The following is a 19,850-nucleotide window of genomic DNA, read 5'->3' on the forward strand; positions in this document are numbered from 1 at the left end:
AAATATCCTTTCTCGTGGTTTTCCTTCGCAGAAAAACAAAGGAAAACCGTCCCTCGTTTATCTCATGAAATGGTTTCCAAATCGCGAAAATCGAAGAAGGTTTCTTCGAGCTCACTAAAGTAACGTGGGTATGCAGGATCATTTTCAAAGAGGGGGTTGCCTCTCCAACGCTCTTTTATATGCTCTTTTTCATGAAAAAAGCGCTCTTCATGTTCGGGACGATCGTCGCTTTTGCGCGAAAAACTCTCAAAATGTTCAGCGATGGCATCGGCACAATAAATAATTTTCCAGCCCTTCTGGCGGACCTTGAGGCAGAGATCCACGTCATTATAGGCGACGGAAAGGCCCTCTTCGTCAAAGCCGCCAACATCTTCAAAAATATCTCTTTTGACCAGCATGGCCGCCCCTGTTACGGCGGTAACTTCATGGCTGAGGCAGATCCGCCCGCTATAGCCATAATCATGGCCCGGTCTTGTTCTATGCATATGCGCCCCGATAACGTCAGGCCCTACAGCAACGCCGGCATGCTGAATGGACCCATTGGGGTAAAGAAGCCGCGCCCCTGCCATAGCGGCCTGAGGGATTGAAAGCAGTTCCTGCATCATGGTTTTGAGAAAATCTTTCTGTTCGATCACAACATCATTATTCAAAAAGAACAGATAATCACTTCTGGCATGACGGGCAGCCTTGTTATTCAGGCGTGCAAAATTGAAGGGTTCCTCCAGCCGCAGCACGGTAACATTGGGCTTTTGTTCAATCTGTTGCAAAAATTCCAGTGTCTTTGTTTCTACAGAGAAATTATCAACCAGAATGAGCGACATGTTTTTGTAATTCTGGTGTTTCAGAAGCGCCTCGACACAGCGTCTTGTCATGTCCGGCTGATCACGGAACGGAATGATAATCGTCACGGAAGGTTGAGCGCGTGTCGTCCAGTTGACGTTATAGATGCTCATCTTATCAATTGATGAGACCTTCCCCTTTATCTGCTGACGGTCGAGATGGTCCTGCACGGCCGATATGCCTGCATCAATGGCATAACTTTTATTGGAAAGCGTCGCCGCGGTGGAACCCTGGGTTTTGCGCCAATGATAAAGGATCTCTTTAACGTGGAAAATGGAGGCTCCGTTCAGATGTTCAACAACCCTGAGCATCAGGTCATGATCCTGCGCACCATCATAACGTTTTGAGAGCGGGCCGACAGCACGAAGCGTCTCAGCCTCTATCATGGTCAGGTGACAGATGTAATTGCACCCCAGCAGGTAACGATAATTGAAATCCGGTTTCAGATTGGGTTCAAGATAATAGCCGGATGCGTCAATCTTATCCTCATCGGAATAAAGCAGCTTTGCCTTTGAAGACAGAGCCGCCCGTGTCATGACTTCAATGGCAACAGGGCTCAGGCAGTCATCATGATCGAAAAAGACGATATAGGAACCACGGGCCTGTTCAATGGCGGCATTTGTGGCCCCGGCAATGCCATGATTCGTTTCAAGAAAGAAAGATCTGATACGCTGATCTTCGTGGCTGTAGCGGCGCATAAGGGTATGCGTTTCAGGATGTTGGCTGCCGTCATCAACCAAAATCAGCTCCCAGTTCTGATAGGTCTGATTCATGACCGATTGAATGGCGGCTTCAAAATCCTCCGGCAATGGCTTCCAGACGGGACAGAGTATGCTGATCAGTGGCTGATGGGGGAGGGGGTTGAGAACACGCAGTCGTTCAGTTTTCCCCAGAAGGGCTTTCTGATAGTGCCGGAACCACTCATCGTAATTGGTCAGATTAAATGGCTTTCTGGGAATCAGGTCCCTGACCTCCCGGCGTAAGCTGGTCAGTTGCCGGTGCAGATTGCCAATTGTGGCCTGAAGTTCAATGAGCCTGGTTTCCAGATCATCCTGCACGAGCGAGCTTTTGAACGGGCTGTTTTGTAAGGGTTTGTTTTCTGGAACAATCGTGACATCAAATTGATGGATCTGGCGATTTCTCAGTGAGAGCGGGAGAAACACCTCAAAACCGCAACAAGGGTCGCAATCCAGCCCTTCTGAGACGTCGCTGCGGTAATGGTCTGCCCGCGCTGTTGCCAGAGACACCCCATCCACGGAGACAGAAACGGTCATTCCTCCTTCCCATTTCTGGTAAGGGGTTTTGCGTTTGCAGACCCACCCTCTCAGCCATCCCTTAAAGACCCCGTCAATATAGCTGCGATAGTCGGTCTCTGCCTCTCCGGAGAAGGTCAGGGCTTCAATCTGACGGCCTTCATGGTGGGGGTCAGGGATTGGCAGAATGGTCCGGTCAGGAAAGCGCAGCCCGATCTCATGGGGTTTATGGTCAAAACAAAATTCAGGAAGAGCAAAATTAAACCCTACAGAGCAAAGGGGCAGGCCCAGATTTTCAATCACATCCGCTCTGGGAACATTGCATATGAATTGTGCGACCTCTTGGCGGTCCACGAGCAGATGAAGCCTGACCGGTGCGGACGGATTGCGCATATCAAACGCCCATCCATAGAAATATCCTGCTTTATAGCCTTCCACGTAGCCTCTGAAAGGGCTCCCCTCGCGAGGTCTGGCAGGGCTTGGAAGAGACTGGTCAGATGGCTTCAAGGTCACAAAATGATCTCCCCGGATAAGGTCTTCAGAATAGTGTAACGCTTTTTCTTTTATAACAGACGATGATGTGAAAATCCTGTTTTCGATTACCATATCTTTTTTTGAGAAGTGTTTTATTCTGTTATTTTCAGTAAGCGCGCGTAAAGGCTGCCTGTGTATGGTTGCCCTTCGTGAGCAGGGGCGCTAAAGCACATGAAAGGGATACGCGAATTTCAGAGCATGGTTCGTATATTAGCTGGTAATAGGGTTCTGAAAGATGAAGATGGCACCGAGGGCACGGTCTATAAAAAGCCTCCTCAATCCCGATAGGCTGTTTCATGGATTATTATGGCTTTGCGCTGTTCTTGTACTGTTTGTACTTGGCGGTCTGATTGCCTTGATGGCTCTGGGTGGGGAGAAAGCTTTTTCCACCTTCGGTCTTGGGTTTTTTACCCATACAAGCTGGAACCCCGTTACAGATCATTACGCTGTGCTTGCCCCCCTTCTGGGGACGGTGGTCAGCACGGTCATTGCGGTGATGATTGCCGTTCCTCTGGCATTTGGTACGGCTTTCTGGCTGACATTCATTGCCCCACTTCGCCTGTCTTCCCTTCTGGGCACGGCGGTGCAGTTACTGGCGGCTGTTCCTTCAATTATTTTCGGAATGTGGGGCTTTTTTACGATCGTGCCTTTTCTGGCTAACGTCGTTCAGCCGTTTCTCAACCATCATGCGGCGCATTTATGGCTGATAGGCCCTTTGTTAAAAGGGCTCCCCATAGGCACGGGCCTTGTCACGGCCGGCATCGTGCTGGCTGTGATGATCGCTCCCTTTATCACCGCTGTGATGATTGATGTTTTCAAGGCTGTGCCCCCTATGTTGAAAGAAAGCGCTTACGGGTTAGGGGCGACAAGATGGGAAGTGATGAGCAAGGTTATTGTGCCCTGGTCCCGAACGGGCATGGTTGGGGCCATCGTGTTGGGAATGGGGCGTGCCCTGGGTGAGACCATGGCGGTGACTTTTGTGATCGGGAACGTAACCTCCATTGGCTGGTCTCTTTTTTCCCCCCGCAGTACGGTTGCCTCGCTGATTGCCCTGCAATTTCCTGAAAGCCCCGAAGGCTCATTGCGGCTTTCTTCCTTAATGGCCCTGGGGTTTGTGTTGATGATTTTGTCCTGCCTCAGCCTTGCCTGTGCGCGCCTTTTGAAAGGGAAGCAGCAATGACCCAGGCTGATATGAGAGAGTCCCGTTGGCAGGGTGACAGGCGGGCTGCCTATCGCCGTTTTAAAAGCCAATGTGCAACAGGGTTGAGCATTGCAGCAGGGAGTCTGCTTGTTGTAACCCTGCTCTCCATTTTATGGATGTTATTAAGCAAAGGTCTTGCAGGGCTGTCTCTGTCTGTTTTTACAAAATCCATGGGACCGCCCGGCACGCATAGCGGGTTGGGAAATGCCCTTCTTGGAAGTGTGATCCAGACAGGACTGGCGTTGCTGATTGCAGCCCCGCTTGGGCTTTTATGCGGGATCTATCTCTCTGAATATGGGGGAAAGGGCAATCGTTTTGCCGCTATTGTCCGCTTTGTGGCCGATATATTGATGTCAGTGCCGTCCATCCTTGTCGGATTATTTATCTACCAGATTCTCGTCGCACCCTTTGGGCATTTTTCGGCTTTTTCAGGGTCTGTGGCACTGGCTGTTCTGGCCGTTCCTGTCATTATCCGTACGACTGAAGATATGCTGCGCCTTGTGCCGACGGCCATGAGAGAAGCCGGGGCTGCCCTCGGGGCTGCGAAATGGCGCGTTATCATGTTTTTAAGCCTTCGTTCTGCCAGGCAGGGTGTTCTGACGGGCATTTTACTGGCCCTTGCCCGTATGGGCGGGGAAACGGCTCCGTTGCTTTTCACATCTTTGGGAAATCAGGGCTGGTCATGGGATATTTCCAAACCCATGGCGAGTTTGCCTGTTGTTATTTATCAATATGCCGGAGCCTCGTACGAGGATTGGGTGCAGCTCGCCTGGACGGGCGCCTTGATTGTGACGGCGGGTGTCTTGATGATCAATATTATCGTGCGTGTTTCTTCACGTCATCAGTAAGAAAGCTGTAACCAGTAAGGTGAATTTATGACTCAGGACCCGGTAGAGTTTTTGGTCGAAACTGACGTGAATGTTCCGGTAGAAATGGCTTTGGCGGTTAAGAACCTTAATTTCTATTATGGTGACCGTCACGCACTGCATGATATTTCGATTGATTTCCCGGCCCGGCAGGTTACGGCCATGATTGGCCCCAGCGGGTGTGGAAAATCGACGCTCCTGCGGATTTTTAACCGTATGTATGACCTTTATCCCGGCCAGAAAGCGACGGGAGAGGTTCTTTTTGACGGTAGGAACATCCTCGATAAATCAATTGATCTTGATATTCTGCGCACGCGGATCGGTATGGTTTTTCAGAAACCGACGCCTTTTCCCATGTCAATTTACGATAATATCCTCTTTGGCGTCCGCCTCCATGAACGCCTCAGCCGTAGCGAGATGGATGACCGTGTACAGGACGTTCTGACGCGTGTTGCGCTTTGGAATGAGGTCAAGGACCGCCTGAAAGCGCCTGCGACGGGCCTATCGGGGGGGCAGCAGCAGAGGCTCTGTATTGCCCGCTCTATTGCTACGCGGCCAGAGGTGCTTCTGCTTGATGAACCAACGTCAGCTCTGGACCCGATTTCCACGGCACGTATTGAAGAATTGCTTGACGAATTGAAAGAAGAGTTCACAATCGCCATTGTGACACACAATATGCAACAGGCCGCCCGTTGTGCTGACCGGGTTGCATTTTTCTATATGGGGCGCCTGATTGAGGTTGATCAGGCTGATCGTATTTTCACCAATCCCAGGCAGAAGCAGACCCAGGATTATATTACGGGCAGGTTTGGATAAATTATGTCTCTTGATCGTTCGCATATTGTCAGAAGCTATGAGCATGAGCTGGACCACCTGCGTGCCTTGATGACGCAAATGGGACGGCAGGTTGAGGAACAGGTCAGTCTCGCCCTTGAAGCAATCGCCAATCATGATGAGCAGGCAGCCCATAAAGCTGTGGCCGAAGACCCGAAAGTGGATGCCCTTGAACGTGAGGTTGAAGGGCTTGCCATCCGTCTCCTTGCGCTGAGAAGCCCTATGGGGGGTGATTTACGTGAGATTGTGGCCGCGCTGAAAAATACGGGTGATCTGGAGCGGATTGGCGATTATGCAGCATCTATTGCTCGCAAGGTCGTAAAAGCTGACTCAGAAGGAGGGAATGTCTCTCTTTCCGGTCTTCTCAGCATGGGAAAACTGGTAAAAGAGAATTTCCACCGAACAGTCGAAGCCCTGACCCATATGGATACAGACCTTGCTGTGGAAGTCTGGCATTCTGATAAAGGGGTGGACGAATATTATACGACCCTGTTCCGGGAGCTGGTGACGTATATGATGGAAGATCCACGCAATATTCGCCCTTGCACGGAACTTCTGTTCGTTGCCAAGAATTTCGAACGTATCGGGGATCATGCAACGAATATTGCCGAGCGTATTTATTATGCCGTAACGGGGGATAACCTCCCGACAGAACGCCCGAAAGGGGGCAAGGGCGAGAGCAGACACTGATCGGGAGATCCTTGTCTGCGCAGCTTTTCCGGTTAGTTCGTCTGGTGCCTGGAGCCAATCAGTCTTTATGTCCCAGGCCAGTATGATGTGATTTTTACTGCTGAGGATAATCATGGTTCAAAAGCGTATTTTGATCGTAGCGGGAGATTTTGTAGAAGATTATGAACTGATGGTGCCTTACCAGATGTTGTTGATGGTAGGTTATCAGGTTGATGTTGTCTCTCCCGATAAATCTAAAGGCGATACCCTTGCGACGGCTATTCATGATTTTGAAGGCTACCAGACCTATACCGAGAAACGGGGGCATAATTTCACGTTAAATGCGACTTATTCTGAGATCAAAAAAGAAGATTATGACGGCCTTTTTCTCCCGGGGGGACGGTGTCCTGAGCAATTGAGCCAGAATGACAGTGTCCTGGATCTGATCCGTTATTTCTCTCAGGCTCGGAAGCCCATCGCTGCTGTGTGTCATGGGCCGCAATTACTGGCTGCTGCCAATGTGATATCGGGCTATAAAATATCGTCTTATCCGGCATGCCGTGCAGAAATGCTCCTTGCGGGGGCTGATTATCAGAATATCTCTTTGGATGACGCGATTACAGACCGGCATTTTGTAACAGGGCCAGCCTGGCCGGCTCATCCTGCTTTAATACGTCAGTTTCTGGTGCTTTTGAGTAAGTCAGATTGACCGGATAAGCGCGTTACCTCGCAGACGGTCTTTCATAATGAAGGCAAAAAAAATCCCCCGGTGAAAATTGGGGGATTTTTCTTTTGGGACGAAACTGTAAGTGAAACGGTTATTGTAACGTTTCTGAGCGTTTCTTGCGTTTGACCAGTGCCCATCCCCCGCAGAACAAGGCTGCAAGCAGAGGGATAGAGAACACGGCGAAGGTGCCTGACGGGTAATCGAAAACCATCATGGCGACGATGAAAATCAGGAACGCGATCGTCACCCAGCCGCTATACGGAGCCCAGGGCATATCAAAGCCTGTTGAAGGGATTTCCCCTGAGCGGATTCGTTTATGAAGTTGCAGCTGACAGAGTACGATGGAAGCCCATGTGCCCAGAATGCCGAGAGAAGACAGGCTCAGGACAACTTCAAAAACCTGTGCAGGAATAAGATAATTAAGCCCGACCCCGATCAGATAGATAAACAAGGTCGCCAGAATCCCCAGATAAGGGACAGAACGCCGGCTGAGCTTTGACAGAGCCTGAGGGGCTGATCCACCCAAAGACAAGGCACGCAGAACACGACCGGTGGAATAAAGACCGGAGTTCAAGCTCGAAAGAGCCGCCATCATAACGACAAAATTCATGATATTGTCGATTCCAGGCACGCCGAGCTTCTGGAAAAAGGTCACGAAAGGACTGACACCCGCTTTATATTCGGTCCAGGGGAGAACCAGAACAAGCAGGGCAATGGAACCGACATAAAATAACAGAATCCGCCAGATAACACTGTTCACAGCGCGTGGAATCACTTTATGCGGGTCATCACATTCGCCCGCGGCAACGCCGATGATTTCCGTTCCGGCATAGGCAAAGACCACGCCCTGAACGAGCATGAGAGGGGCAATAATGCCGTGGGGGAAGAGCCCGCCTGAATTGGCAATCAGAGAAAGACCGGGTTTATGGTGCCCGACCTCAATGCCCATAAAGAGGATGGTCCCGCCGACAATCAGGAAGGCGATCAGTGTGAGAATTTTGATGAGAGACAGCCAGAATTCTATTTCACCAAAATGGCGAACCCCTGCCAGATTGATCCCCCCGACAACGACGAGGGCTCCCAAAGCAATCACCCATTGGGGGATGTCACTGAAAATAGGCCAGTAATGCATATAAAGGGCAATGGCCGTAATATCAGCAATCCCCGTCATGGACCAATTGAGGAAAGAGAACCAGCCCGATGTATAGGCGGCCCATTCCCCAAGAAATTCCCGCGCATAAGTGACAAAGCTGCCACTGGTCGGGCGATACATGACAAGCTCACCCATGGCGCGCAAAATCATATAGGCACAGAGACCACAGACGGCATAGACAATCACAAGGGAAGGACCAGCATGCTGAAGGCGCGAGCCGGCACCAAGGAAAAGACCCGTTCCGATGGCACCGCCCAAGGCAATCATCTGGATATGACGTCTGCTTAAGTGTTTGTTGTAACCTTCGTGACTAACGGAACCCTGATCGGAATTTTGTGCCTCTTGAGTCGATTCTGTCATAGTGTCATTCCGAAAAGCGGTCTTGAACGCATTGGGTCATTGGTCCTTCGTTGAGGTCATAGCAGCTATGTCTTTTGAGAATATCACTATAAGTTATAAGTTTTCTACTTTATCAAGGCAAGTGAAAACGAAAATCCGTGCGCCGGGATGAAGATTTGCCTGTTCTGAAAATGGCAGGAATCGTCAATCCTGATGTATCTCGGGTTTGACCTGATAGGCGTTTAGAAATATGCGGATGCCTTCTCTGATAAAACGGGCAAAATCGGCCTTTTCCCGCATGGGGCCACAATGGGACAGTTGCCCGAGAAGCGGGACGCATAAAGTAAGGCCGAACAGATAATCAGCGGCATCTTTAGGGGAGGGAATCTTCAAAGTCCCTTTTTCCTGCTGAAGGGAGAGCCATTTTTGCAGTCCCAGATTAGGGCTTGCAAGGTGAAAAAGGTCGTTCATCAGTTTCTGGACTGAAGCAGAGCGGCTTGTTTCACCGATAATGGCCCGGAGCAGGCCGAGGCGTTTTTCATGAAAGAGCTTGTCTGCGAGCTTAAAGATAAAGTGAGAGAGCTGCGCTTCAATATCTCCCTCATCCTGATTGGGGGGAACCACAAGGGGGCCAAATAGTTTCTCAAGTATCAATTGCTCAAGAAGAGCCTTCTTTGATGGGAAATACAGATAAAGGGTCTTTTTGGACATTCCGGCTTTTTTGGCGATATTATCCATTGAAATATCACGAAACCCGTGTGCTTCAAGAAGTGTGGACGTGACTTCGAGAATACGCTCTCTTTTTTCGCTGTCTTCACTCAGGCACTCACTCTGGCAGCGGCATACGCCTGATGGCTCCGCTGTCTTAGGTAATGCTGGGTCATGGGGGGCTTCAGAACGTGAAGACAAAATTAAATTCCCGGACATGTTTAAAATTCTGATTGACCTTTAGCGAGGAAACCGGATAGTTTCCATACCTAACTAAAGAGAATTTCCAATTTTTTTGATTTTTTTTGAGAGTCATACTGTCCCAATGGCTAATATTGAAGTGTCACATAAATCAGTTTCAAGAGTAAATCAGATACTGAATCATAAGGTGTTCGTGTTGCTCGCCGGGGCAGCCTTGCTTTCAGGATGTCAAAAAAAGGCAGCTCCCGTAATCCCCCCGCAAACGGTGGATGTTATCACCATCCAACCGCAGAAAATTACGTTGGAGACGTCACTTCCGGGGCGGACTGATGCTTATGAGCAGTCCGAGATTCGCCCGCAGGTCAATGGAGTGATCGTTTCACGCAATTTTGAACAGGGGACCGATATCAAGGCAGGGCAGCAGCTTTATCAGATTTATCTGCCTCCCTATCAGGCCGCTTATGATCAGGCCAAGGGTGTGCTGATGCAGGCCAAGGCAACGGCCGCCCGTGCTGAGTCCCAGTTAAAACGATACCGCTATCTGGTTGGCCCGCGTGCGGTCAGCCAACAGGATTATGATAACACCCTGGCAGCCGCACGGGAAGCCGAGGCCCAGGTGGTGCAGGCCAAGGCAGCGCTTGATAAAGCGGCTGTTGATGTCAGCTACACCCATGTCCTTTCACCGATTGATGGCCGTATTGGGCGTACACTTTATACAGAGGGCACACTCGTTACAGCCAATCAGGCCCAGCCTATTGCCATTGTGACACGGCTTGACCCGATTTATGTGGATGTGAATGTCGCAGCGGAAGATATGCTCCGCCTCCGCCGTGAGCTCGATAAAGGGCAGATCCAGCGTGTCGGTGAAAAAGATGCGGCCGTTACAGTGGAACTCTCTGATGGCTCCTCTTACGAAAAAGCCGGCCGGTTGCAGCTTTCGGAAGTGACGGTTGACCCGGAAACGGGAACGCTGGTTATGCGTGCTGTGATGCCAAATCCCGATCATTTCCTCCTTCCCGGAATGTTTGTGCATGCCCATATCAAGGAAGGGATCGATTCTTCAGCGCTTCTGGTGCCGCAGGTTTCTGTCCAGCGTAATACAAAGGCACAGCCTTATGTCATGATCCTTGATAAAGATGACAAACCAAGCCAGAAAGTGATCGAGCTTGACCGGGCAATTGGTGCTTCCTGGCTTGTAAAATCTGGCCTCAAAGTGGGGGACCGTATCGTTATAAGCGGGTTGCAGAAGATTTCTTCAGGGAAAAAAGTGGCGCCTCATATGGTTGATTTCAAAGAATCAGAGGCGGAGTAATCTAGGATGGGTCTGTCTCGTTTCTTTATTGATCGCCCGATTTTTGCCTGGGTGATCGGACTGATTATTATGCTGGTAGGCGGGGTGAGTATTCTCAAACTGCCTATCGCCCAATATCCCAGTATTGCCCCACCTTTGATTGCCATTACGGTTGATTACCCCGGAGCGTCAGCGGATACGGTCAATAACACGGTCGTGCAGCCAATCCTTCAGCAAATGACCGGTATCGACCATCTGGAATATCTGTCAGCGTCGTCTTATGGCAGTGGCCATATGGAAATTGACCTGACGTTTGCACAGGGAACAAACCCGGATATTGCCCAGGTGCAGGTTCAGAACAAGCTGCAGCTTGCTGAGCCCCGCCTGCCACAGGAAGTGACGGCACAGGGCATCAGCGTGACCAAAGCGGTCAAGAACTTCATGGTTGTTATTGCGTTCATTTCTACCGATGGAAGCATGAATAACTATGATATTGCCGACTTTATTGCGTCCAATATTTCTGACCCGCTTTCACGTGTTTCCGGCGTGGGTGATCACCAGATCTTTGGTGCTGAATATGCCATGCGTATCTGGCTGGACCCTGATAAGCTCTATAATTACGGCTTGACGGTTCCTGACGTAAAACAGGCAATTGAGAACCAGAATATTCAGGTGTCATCAGGTGAGCTTGGTGGACTGCCGGCTAAAAAGAATATCGGTTTTGATGCAACGGTCATCGGGCCAACGCGTTTAACGGATCCTGAGCAGTTTAAAGAGATTATTCTGAAGGTCCAGAAGGACGGAAGCCAGGTCCGCCTGAAGGATGTGGCACGCACGGAACTCGGGGCACAGAATTACTCCAACACGGCCTTTTATAATGGGCACCCTGCCTCTGCTATGGCGATCAAGCTGGCTCCGGGTGAAAACCAGCTGACGACGGAATCGGCCATTCGGGCAAAATTGACGGAAATGGCTCCCTTCTTCCCACCAGGATTGAAGCTGGTTTATCCGTTGGATACAGAACCTTTCATCACCCATTCTATCAGTGAGGTTGTTGAAACTCTTATTGAAGCGATTGGCCTCGTCTTTGTCGTGATGCTGGTCTTCCTTCAGAATTTCAGGGCAACCCTGATCCCGACCATCGCCGTGCCTGTGGTTCTTTTGGGAACCTTCGGTATTCTGGCAGCTCTGGGTTTCTCCATTAACACTCTAACCATGTTGGCCATGGTGCTGGCCGTCGGCCTTCTGGTCGATGACGCCATTGTTGTGGTTGAAAACGTTGAGCGTGTGATGAGTGAGCAGAAGCTCTCTCCTAAAGAAGCATCACGCGTTTCCATGGATGAGATTTCAGGTGCTCTGGTCGGTATCGTGCTGGTTCTGACAGCCGTGTTCCTGCCGATGGCAGCTTTTGGTGGGTCGACTGGTGTTATTTACCGCCAGTTTTCTATCACAATTGTTGCGGCTATGTGGCTTTCCGTGATTGTGGCGATGATTATGACGCCCGCTCTTTGCGGTTCCATGCTGAAACCGGTCCATCATGAAGTGAAGTTTGGTCCGGCCCGCTGGTTCAATAAATGGTTTGAGCGTTTTACCAACCGTTACGTTAATGGCGTTGGACATGTCATTAAACACCGCAGAATCAGCATGATTGTCTTTCTGGTCATGACCGGTGTTGCAGCATTCTTTTTCACACGCGTGCCGCATGGCTTCCTGCCCGATGAAGATCAGGGACTGATTTTCGGGCAGATCACCATGCGTCCGGGTGCCACCAATGCCCAGACAGAAGCGGTAAACAAGAAAATCTCTGATTATATCTTCAAGACTTTTGGCAAAGATGTTGAGTCCGTCTTTTCTGTGAATGGATTCAGCTTTGCTGGTCAGGGGCAGAGTGCAGGTGCGTTCTTCGTCCGTATGAAGCCGTGGGATGAACGACCAGGCTATACGCATACGACGATGTATATTTCCAGACAGATCATGAAGCATTTTATGGGTGACCCGGTCGCCTTGATCTATGCTCTGAATCCTCCTGCCGTGCTGGAACTTGGTAATGCAACGGGTTTTGACTTTGATCTGGAAGATCGTGGTCATATCGGGCATGCAGGTCTGATGGCGGCGCGTCAGCAACTTCTGGCAGCTGCGGCGAAAAACCCGCTCCTTTCAGCGGTCCGTCCTATGGGGATGGAAGATGCGCCGCAATATGTGCTTGATCTCGACCGTGAAAAAGCAAACTCACAGGGGATCAGTAACGAAGATATCAATACAACGATTCAGGGTGCTTTTGGTTCAATTTACGTCAATCAGTTCACCCGTTCAGGGCGTGTGAAGCAGGTCTATATCCAGGGAGAGCCGTTCTCGCGTATGCATCCGCAGGATTTTGGCCGGTGGTATCTGCGTAATAATCAGAACCTGCTTGTGCCCTTTAACACGATTGTTGATGGTCACTGGGAAGTTGGTCCTCAGAAAGTGGAGAACTATAACGGTAACCAGGCTTTTGAAATTCAGGGACAGCCGGCAGCAGGTGTGAGTTCCGGTCGTGCCATGCAGGAGATCGAAAAGCTGATCGCCAAACTTCCCAAAGGGGTTGGCTATGAGTGGACCGGTCTTTCTTACGAGGAACAGGCATCTGGTAATGCCACAGGTCCATTGTACGCTCTGGCGGTTATTGTTATTCTCTTCTGCCTTGCCGCTCTTTATGAAAGCTGGGCGATTCCGATTTCGGTTCTGCTTGTGTTGCCGCTGGGCGTGTTGGGAGCAATCTTTGCAACGTTGGGTCGTGGCCTGAGCAATGACGTCTATTTCCAGGTCGGATTGCTGACCACAGTTGGTCTTTCTGTGAAAAATGCGATCCTGATTGTTGAGTTTGCCAAAGCTTTCTATGAAGAAGGTGACACTCTGGAAGAGGCGGTTCTCAAAGCCGGTCGTGAGCGTTTGCGGCCGATCTTGATGACCTCTATTGCGTTTGTCTGTGGGGTGTTTCCTCTGGCGATTGCAACAGGTGCGGGGTCAGCAGCGCGTGTGGCGATTGGCACATGCGTGGTCGGCGGTATGTTCACAGCGACATTGCTGGCGATTTACTTCGTGCCTCTGTTCTTTGTGGTTATTCTCCGTCTTTTCCGTGTGAAACGTCTGTCGGAAAAGCGGGCTATTGAAGAAGAAAACATTAAAAAAGCCCGTGAAGAGGGAGAGTCCGCAGATGCTTCGTAAAACGTCATCTTTCGGGTTGGGGGCGTTGTTATTACTGTCGTCCTGCAACCTGGCTCCGACCTATCACCGCCCTGAGGGAAAAATTTCGCCCCAATATCCTTCTGATACAGGGGTGAAATCCCAGAAAAGTGCCTATAAAGTTTCTGATCTGGGGTGGGAGGATTTCTTTACGGATCCGCGCCTGAAAAAGCTGATTGAACTGACTTTGGCCAATAACCGTGATCTTTCCGGTCAGTTAGCGGCCGTGGTTGAGGCACGAGGCCAGTATCAGGTGCAGAATGCAGCGCTTTTCCCACAGATTTCTGCGGGTTGGAACGGGATGTATCAGGGCCCGTCCAGCATGGCTGGTTTCTCCTTCTCTCCAGGATCGGGTGAGCAAATCAGCACGCTGAAATTTTATCAGACCTCGATCGGATTCTCTTCTTACGAGATTGATCTGTGGGGGCGTATCCGCAATTTGTCTCGTAACCAGAAAGAGGCGACCCTTAATGCTGCTGAGAATTTGCGTAATTTATGGATTACGACGATTTCGCAGTTGGCAGAAACCTATATTCAATGGCTTGCTGACAAGCAGCTTCTGGATCTGGCTCAGCGGACCTATAAAACCCGCAAAGCCACAATGGAGCTGACGCAGCTTAATTATGATCATGGCCAGACAGATGCGCTGACGTTGGCGCAGGTCTCCTCGCAATTGGAACAGGCACAATCAGACATTGCCCAGCAGACTCGCGCTGTGGCTGATGATGAGCATAATCTGCAACTGATTGTAGGGGCGCCCCTCCCGGCGAACCTGCCGGCGCCGGCTCCTATGGGGCAGCAGACCATGATTGCAGATCTGCCGGCAGGCCTGCCCTCTGACCTTCTTGAACAACGCCCTGATATTCAGGCCGCTGAGCATACCCTGAAAGGTGCAAACGCCATGATTGGCGCGGCCAGGGCTGCCTTTTTCCCGAAAGTGACTCTGACAGCCAATGAAGGGACAAGCTCCCTGCAATTCAGAAAGCTGTTCAGTAATATGGCTCAGACATGGGGCGTATCACCTAATATCACTATTCCCCTTCTGACCTGGGGGCAGAATTCGGGCAATCTGCGTTCCGCCAAGGCACGGGCTGCTGAATCTGTGACCCAATATCAGAAAACAGTGCAGACGGCGTTCAAGGAAGTATCAGACGCATTAACGGCGCGAGAAACCTACAAAACGCAGGATCAGCATATGGTTAATCTGGTTCAGCAATCCCAGAAAGCCTATGATCTGGCCTATATGCGTTTTAAAGCCGGGATTGATGATTATCTGACAACACTGGTGCAGGAGCGTCAGCTCTATACAGACCGGCAGTCAAAAATAGTCGTGCAAGCGGCCCGTTTTCAGAATATGGTGACACTCTATCGTGCTCTGGGAGGTGGATGGAGTCGTAAAACACCCCAGCCCGCCAGCAAGGTCTCAGCTCATCCCGGAAAGCAGGTTAAAGAGAGTCATAAGGGATAATAATAGAGCGAAGGAAGAGTTATGCTGAATAGATCAATGATGTATAAAACGGTCACAAATCTGTTTCTCTTCTCTTCTTTCGCAATGGCCCCGGTTGTCTGTCTGGCAGATGACCCTGCGCCGACTTTTGGTGATATTAAAAAGAAACCATCGCTCGACCAGCTTTATCGCTCTTCGACTCTTGTCCATAAATACACAGATTTCAGTATGTTTCATTACGTGCCGAAAGGGGACACAGTAAAGGAACAGCCTGACAAATTACGTCTTCTTTTCGTTAAAAAAGGCGGTATGCCCGATGGCTATGCCGAACGAAAAGGGGACGTGATTTTTTATCATGATGCGTCCGGCAAATTAGTGCGGATTCAGAAATTGTCGGAAGATCCCTAGGAAGCTGATTCCATCTCTTCTTCCTTCTCATTCCAGGACCAGTAGCCGTAGAATGAAAGAAGGACAAAGCTGCTATAAAGACCCATGGTAGGGTAGAGCCCACGGTCGAAATAAATCCCGCAATAGATTGTATCAATCACGATCCAGAGCAGCCAGCAGGCTCTGTAACGTTTTGCCGTCCAGTAAGACCCTACCAGACTGGCAATACTTAACCCTGCATCCAGAAATGGGAATGGATCTTCCGTTTGACATTGAAGGAATCCACCCCATAAAAGCGTGCCGACGATTGTTACGCCAATCGCAATATAGGGAGCGTTTTGCGGGAGGGAATGCACGACGAGTAAGGCAGGTGCCCGGGGGTGGGCTCTCTGAGAGAGATATTGCACAATCCAGGTGACCCACCCGTAAAAGGCAATAACCATGAAGACGACCTGAAGAATGGAGTCCGCGTATAGTTTCTCCTGGTAATAGATAAATCCATAGAGAATGCAGGCCACAATATAAAAAGGTCCTGCCCAAAGAGACCTTTGTGTGGCCAGCAATACGCCGACGATACTAAGAATGACACCAAAATATTCAAACATGTTGATGATGCTTTCTTATATTTAAGAAAGGGTTTTGAGCATAGTGTTTAATCTCGAAAGACAAAAGCGACCATAAGGACCAGAGAACCAATCCAAATGACCGATAAGATATTTCCTGTATGCAATTTCGGCCGTTACTCTGTCCTGTGCCAGAATGCTGTAATAAGCAATTTCGGAAAGCGCAAATGTAACATGTGCCAAAGGTAGAAAGAGGGAAATTAACTTCCTTTCTGTTTCCTGAATAGAACTTTCTTTATGATATCCACATAAAAAAGGCAGCATTAAGGCAAAAGTAACAGCATTATGATTCTGGCAATCCATCCAGAGTATAAAACTACGCTCCAGGGCGATCGCAATATCGAAACTCGGGCAGGTTTTATCACTGAGCCCGAAATCAAAGGCAGCGGCCGCTTTATTGTCACGCCAGACAAGGTTTGAACCATGCCAGTCCCCATGCCCCCACTGAAGGGAAATTGTTTCAAGATAAGGGCGCAGGGGGGTGTGAAACATTTCCAGGCGCGGGAAGAGTTCCTCTTTCCAGTTCCAGCTTTTTAAAGCAGTTTCCAGGCCGGGTTGCTCTGAAATCCAGTGTTCCAGACTTTCTTTCGGGGACGAGGAAAGAAGAGGGAAAAGGGGAGAGGACAGAAATCTCGTCTGGCGCGGGGGCGCCGGGAAATCTGCGCTTGCCTTATGAAGGCGTGCCAGGAGCTGCCCGGCTGTAAAAGCGTGCTGTTGGGAATGGTAGGGTTCCCATGACAGGGTTTGTCTATAGAGATCCTGCCCTGGCATGGGGGGGTAAAGCTCAAAAACACCAGCTTCTGTGACCGTGATGCTCTGACCGGCCTTATTGATCAGAGGCATAAGGACGGGAAAATCTTTCTGGTTCAGGTGCGTGATAAAGTTGTGCTCTTCCTGCAATATGGCCGAGGGGCGGAGTCGGGAATCGTGCCTCTTGATAAAAATTTTCTCTCCCCCGGGTATGGAGACAAGAGCGGCAGAAGAAAATCCACGCGGGCTGTGCCAGAGAATCTCAATAGGGTTATGGATTGTTACGTAATGACTTAGAACATCGCGGATGGTGTTTTCAGTCAGTAAATCCCAGTTTCTGGTATGTGTCCTGTCATCAAGGCCCAAGGCACTTATGGAAGATTTATCTGACATTGTTCAAAATCCCGTTCTGGCTGAGAAGAGAACCGCAAATCCACTGCCAATATAATATTGTGGCGCACTCCCGGCGATGAGAGTCCCATGCTGGGCCACTGTTGAGTGAGCGTTGAGCTGGGGAGACGAAATGCCCGAGAGGTAATGCTGGTTGGTAATGTTCAGGAAGTTCAGCATCAGAGTCGGGGCCTTCAGGCGGGCATAGTCAGAGAAACGATAACCAAGATTTAAGTCAGCCGTGATGTGAGAGGGCATTTTCTCATCATTCATGAATGTCGAATATTGGCTGCCTGTATAGCGGGCGGTGAAAAGTCCAAACAAATGGCCATCGTCATAACGCAGGCCAAGAGCCCCCTGCACATGTGGACTGCGAACAGCCGTTTTCCCGGCGGTATGGAGCGTGTCTCCGCTGACGGCGATATTGTTATCAATTGTGGCATTAAGATATTCAAAAGACAGATAAGGGCTGAAATGGTGCCAGGGCCTTGTCCCGACCTCAAGATCAACCCCGCGTGATGTCTGGCCGCCCGCATTGATGGTTGATGAGACTTCAGACCCGTTTTGCCTGAGAATGGTCATGATCTGGCGATTGGTGAAATTATAGTTAAAGAATGTGATGCTTCCCGTAATAAGATCACCATTATGGCGGTATCCAATTTCCTCCGCGATGGAATATTCATCCTTGAGACCAGGGGATCCTTTTCCCACGGCGCTGGTGGAGTTGATCTCATAGCTGTCATAATAGGCGGTAACGGCGGGAGCACGGAAATTCGTCGTTGCGTTGAAAAAAAGCTGGTCCTTTTTTGTAAAATTCCACCTGAGCCCGAAGCGCGGAAGCGGCTGCGCGCTGTTATGGCCGATTCTGTATTGCGGCCCTGGCAGGTTATTACTGCCTGTGCGCGTGAGCATCACTTCCTTAAAGCCGATATCCATGGCCAGAGAGTCATGGAAAAGTGAAATATGGTCCCCGATGAAAATGGCATTGACCTGAGCCATTGTATGGAAATCGGCCCCTTTCAGAAGCCGCCCGTCAGCCAGATGGAGGTGGTGAGTCTGCCCCCAGATAGAGTCTGCATACCCATTTTCATCTGCGAGATTAAAGGTCTGGCGCTCATGATCGTCTGAATAATCATACCAATAGCCTATGACAAAATTATTCCATCCCGCTTTGGCATGGAGGGCCGCGGTAAAACCGGAGCGGTAACTCTTCTGCGTATAATCCGCCCGGGCCATGGCAGCGTCTGCGCCGCCGGGCAGAGAAATCGGGCTGAGGGCTTCATTGCCCATGGCATTACCAGTCGCGTTGAGCACCATGCCCGAAGGAGCACTGCCATAGGCACGTTGTGCGTAGGGCGTCACATCAAGGGAAAATCGCTCATCAAATCGGACATGGACAGGCGCGCCGACATAGAAAGTATCCATGGGGTCACGCCAGAATTTCCAGTAATTTTCGTTAGAAAGAGGGTGGTTCTTATCATAATGGGCGGCGAGATTATTTTCGCCGTGAATACCGTTCTGCTGCCAGCTGGTAAGCGTCACTTCAGGGTAATAGCTGTTGAGAGCATGGTTCCATGAGCCCAGCAGGGCAACCCGGTTTCCGTCTCCCCATTCCTTGAGGAATTTGAAATCTATGTGATGGCGTGAATCATCGCCCGCACCTCGCCAGTTTTCGGTATGGCTATTGGAGTAGGAAATAAAACCGCGCAGGCCGGTATGTCCCAGTTCGCCCGTCTCCATACGGATGAAACCGCGCCTCATATTATAGGACCCATATGAAAACGAGGCCATTCCCCCCGGTTTCAGGGAAGGATCCCGGTAATGCATGGATAGAAGCCCCCCTGCGGCATTGATAACGGGGCTGTCCAGATCGGCTGATCCTTGTTGAAGCGCAACTTCGCTATAATTTTCTGAATCGGCAAACTGTCCGGGTGAAAGCACATAATAAGCGAGGTCATTCATGGGCATGCCCTCAAGGACCGCTCCCATGGCATCCGAATTGAGGCCACGCAGGCTCATAGTGGTCTGGGGAGACATACCAAAGGGGTCGGACAGGGCTATATTGGCCCCGGGCATTGTGCTGATGATCTGAAAGGCTGTTGAAGTCGGCGCCATAACGTCCATCAAAGGGCGCCCTACAACGCTGCGTGCCTGTGTCCCGTGTTGAGGGGTCATAAGCCCGCCGCCGCGTAGCAGCATGTCTCTGGAACGTTTGACCGTCAGGACTTCTATTTTGGATGAGGAAATATTTTTTTCAGTAGTGTCCTGTGCCAGTGCAGAGAAAGAACCCAGGGAATAAAGTGTCGTGACACTGCATAAATATACATAAAAAGATGCGCGCAAAAGGAATCTTCTCCCCGAACAAACGATGGAAAAGATCCGGTATGTGACGTTAGTTCAGGGGCCGGCGGGTTC

The 19,850-nt window shown here is 50.2% G+C and carries 15 protein-coding genes; 9 read left to right on the forward strand and 6 right to left on the reverse strand.

The genetic code is table 11. The features are described 5' to 3' along the window. Nucleotides 1-62: 62 nt before the first annotated feature. Complete coding sequence (locus ACSYSY_RS00155; protein WP_491707328.1) at nucleotides 63-2,606, reverse strand: glycosyltransferase family 2 protein; 2,544 nt, start codon at nucleotides 2,604-2,606, stop codon at nucleotides 63-65. Nucleotides 2,607-2,862: 256 nt separating this feature from the next. Between ACSYSY_RS00155 and pstC the strand changes: the two genes are divergently transcribed. The 5 genes from pstC to ACSYSY_RS00180 all read left to right on the forward strand — a co-directional run bounded on the left by pstC (nucleotide 2,863) and on the right by ACSYSY_RS00180 (nucleotide 6,906). Beyond that, the gene (gene pstC, locus ACSYSY_RS00160) at nucleotides 2,863-3,807 is read left to right on the forward strand and encodes a phosphate ABC transporter permease subunit PstC (protein WP_491707329.1); all 945 of its coding nucleotides are present in this window, start codon (nucleotides 2,863-2,865) and stop codon (nucleotides 3,805-3,807) included. Beyond that, nucleotides 3,804-4,676: a phosphate ABC transporter permease PstA gene (gene pstA, locus ACSYSY_RS00165; RefSeq protein WP_491707330.1), complete on the forward strand. Its 873-nt coding sequence runs from the start codon at nucleotides 3,804-3,806 to the stop codon at nucleotides 4,674-4,676. The genes pstC and pstA overlap by 4 nt, the downstream gene beginning before the upstream one ends. A gap of 27 nt (nucleotides 4,677-4,703) precedes the next feature. Further along, nucleotides 4,704-5,510, forward strand: coding sequence for a phosphate ABC transporter ATP-binding protein PstB (gene pstB, locus ACSYSY_RS00170; protein WP_491707331.1), 807 nt, complete (start codon nucleotides 4,704-4,706; stop codon nucleotides 5,508-5,510). A gap of 3 nt (nucleotides 5,511-5,513) precedes the next feature. Further along, a complete protein-coding gene (gene phoU, locus ACSYSY_RS00175) occupies nucleotides 5,514-6,218 on the forward strand; it encodes a phosphate signaling complex protein PhoU (protein WP_491707332.1) in 705 nt (234 codons plus the stop codon). 112 nt (nucleotides 6,219-6,330) lie between these two features. Continuing rightward, a complete protein-coding gene (locus ACSYSY_RS00180; RefSeq protein WP_491707333.1) occupies nucleotides 6,331-6,906 on the forward strand; it encodes a DJ-1/PfpI family protein in 576 nt (191 codons plus the stop codon). Between the two features lie 109 nt (nucleotides 6,907-7,015). Here the strand turns inward: ACSYSY_RS00180 and ACSYSY_RS00185 are convergent, their stop codons facing one another. Both ACSYSY_RS00185 and ACSYSY_RS00190 read right to left on the reverse strand, forming a co-directional pair. After that, complete coding sequence (locus ACSYSY_RS00185) at nucleotides 7,016-8,437, reverse strand: amino acid permease (RefSeq protein WP_491707334.1); 1,422 nt, start codon at nucleotides 8,435-8,437, stop codon at nucleotides 7,016-7,018. 183 nt (nucleotides 8,438-8,620) lie between these two features. Continuing rightward, entirely contained in the window at nucleotides 8,621-9,343 is a 723-nt protein-coding gene (locus ACSYSY_RS00190; protein WP_491707335.1) for a TetR/AcrR family transcriptional regulator, read from the reverse strand. 169 nt (nucleotides 9,344-9,512) lie between these two features. Between ACSYSY_RS00190 and ACSYSY_RS00195 the strand changes: the two genes are divergently transcribed. Genes ACSYSY_RS00195 through ACSYSY_RS00210 form a run of 4 tightly spaced genes read left to right on the forward strand, consistent with a single transcriptional unit; the run spans nucleotide 9,513 to nucleotide 15,693 of the window. After that, entirely contained in the window at nucleotides 9,513-10,637 is a 1,125-nt protein-coding gene (locus ACSYSY_RS00195) for an efflux RND transporter periplasmic adaptor subunit (RefSeq protein ID WP_491707336.1), read from the forward strand. 6 nt (nucleotides 10,638-10,643) lie between these two features. After that, nucleotides 10,644-13,820: an efflux RND transporter permease subunit gene (locus ACSYSY_RS00200; protein WP_491707337.1), complete on the forward strand. Its 3,177-nt coding sequence runs from the start codon at nucleotides 10,644-10,646 to the stop codon at nucleotides 13,818-13,820. Beyond that, a complete protein-coding gene (locus ACSYSY_RS00205) occupies nucleotides 13,810-15,306 on the forward strand; it encodes an efflux transporter outer membrane subunit (protein ID WP_491707338.1) in 1,497 nt (498 codons plus the stop codon). Before ACSYSY_RS00200 ends, ACSYSY_RS00205 begins: the two co-directional genes overlap by 11 nt. A 21-nt stretch (nucleotides 15,307-15,327) precedes the next feature. Further along, the gene (locus ACSYSY_RS00210) at nucleotides 15,328-15,693 is read left to right on the forward strand and encodes a hypothetical protein (protein WP_491707339.1); all 366 of its coding nucleotides are present in this window, start codon (nucleotides 15,328-15,330) and stop codon (nucleotides 15,691-15,693) included. Here the strand turns inward: ACSYSY_RS00210 and pnuC are convergent. From pnuC to ACSYSY_RS00225, 3 genes are read right to left on the reverse strand one after another with little or no spacing between them, the layout of a single operon-like run. Beyond that, nucleotides 15,690-16,277, reverse strand: a complete 588-nt coding sequence (pnuC, locus tag ACSYSY_RS00215) for a nicotinamide riboside transporter PnuC (RefSeq protein WP_491707340.1) — start codon at nucleotides 16,275-16,277, stop codon at nucleotides 15,690-15,692. The genes ACSYSY_RS00210 and pnuC overlap by 4 nt on opposite strands. A gap of 21 nt (nucleotides 16,278-16,298) precedes the next feature. After that, a complete protein-coding gene (locus ACSYSY_RS00220) occupies nucleotides 16,299-17,438 on the reverse strand; it encodes a phosphotransferase enzyme family protein (protein WP_491707341.1) in 1,140 nt (379 codons plus the stop codon). A gap of 3 nt (nucleotides 17,439-17,441) precedes the next feature. After that, a complete protein-coding gene (locus ACSYSY_RS00225) occupies nucleotides 17,442-19,778 on the reverse strand; it encodes a TonB-dependent receptor (protein ID WP_491707342.1) in 2,337 nt (778 codons plus the stop codon). Nucleotides 19,779-19,850: the final 72 nt, after the last annotated feature.

The sequence above is a fragment of the Aristophania sp. ESL1100 genome (genome assembly GCF_058511235.1).

What these genes read in the sequence shown, in the direction of transcription:
- pstC (WP_491707329.1), top strand. Translation starts at nt 2,863, where the DNA reads ATGAAGATGGCACCGAGGGCACGGTCTATAAAAAGCCTCCTCAATCCC.
- pstB (WP_491707331.1), top strand. Translation starts at nt 4,704, where the DNA reads ATGACTCAGGACCCGGTAGAGTTTTTGGTCGAAACTGACGTGAATGTT.
- pnuC (WP_491707340.1), bottom strand. Translation starts at nt 16,277, where the DNA reads ATGTTTGAATATTTTGGTGTCATTCTTAGTATCGTCGGCGTATTGCTG.
- ACSYSY_RS00220 (WP_491707341.1), bottom strand. Translation starts at nt 17,438, where the DNA reads ATGTCAGATAAATCTTCCATAAGTGCCTTGGGCCTTGATGACAGGACA.
- ACSYSY_RS00210 (WP_491707339.1), top strand. Translation starts at nt 15,328, where the DNA reads ATGCTGAATAGATCAATGATGTATAAAACGGTCACAAATCTGTTTCTC.
- ACSYSY_RS00180 (WP_491707333.1), top strand. Translation starts at nt 6,331, where the DNA reads ATGGTTCAAAAGCGTATTTTGATCGTAGCGGGAGATTTTGTAGAAGAT.
- ACSYSY_RS00205 (WP_491707338.1), top strand. Translation starts at nt 13,810, where the DNA reads ATGCTTCGTAAAACGTCATCTTTCGGGTTGGGGGCGTTGTTATTACTG.
- pstA (WP_491707330.1), top strand. Translation starts at nt 3,804, where the DNA reads ATGACCCAGGCTGATATGAGAGAGTCCCGTTGGCAGGGTGACAGGCGG.
- phoU (WP_491707332.1), top strand. Translation starts at nt 5,514, where the DNA reads ATGTCTCTTGATCGTTCGCATATTGTCAGAAGCTATGAGCATGAGCTG.
- ACSYSY_RS00185 (WP_491707334.1), bottom strand. Translation starts at nt 8,437, where the DNA reads ATGACAGAATCGACTCAAGAGGCACAAAATTCCGATCAGGGTTCCGTT.
- ACSYSY_RS00200 (WP_491707337.1), top strand. Translation starts at nt 10,644, where the DNA reads ATGGGTCTGTCTCGTTTCTTTATTGATCGCCCGATTTTTGCCTGGGTG.
- ACSYSY_RS00190 (WP_491707335.1), bottom strand. Translation starts at nt 9,343, where the DNA reads ATGTCCGGGAATTTAATTTTGTCTTCACGTTCTGAAGCCCCCCATGAC.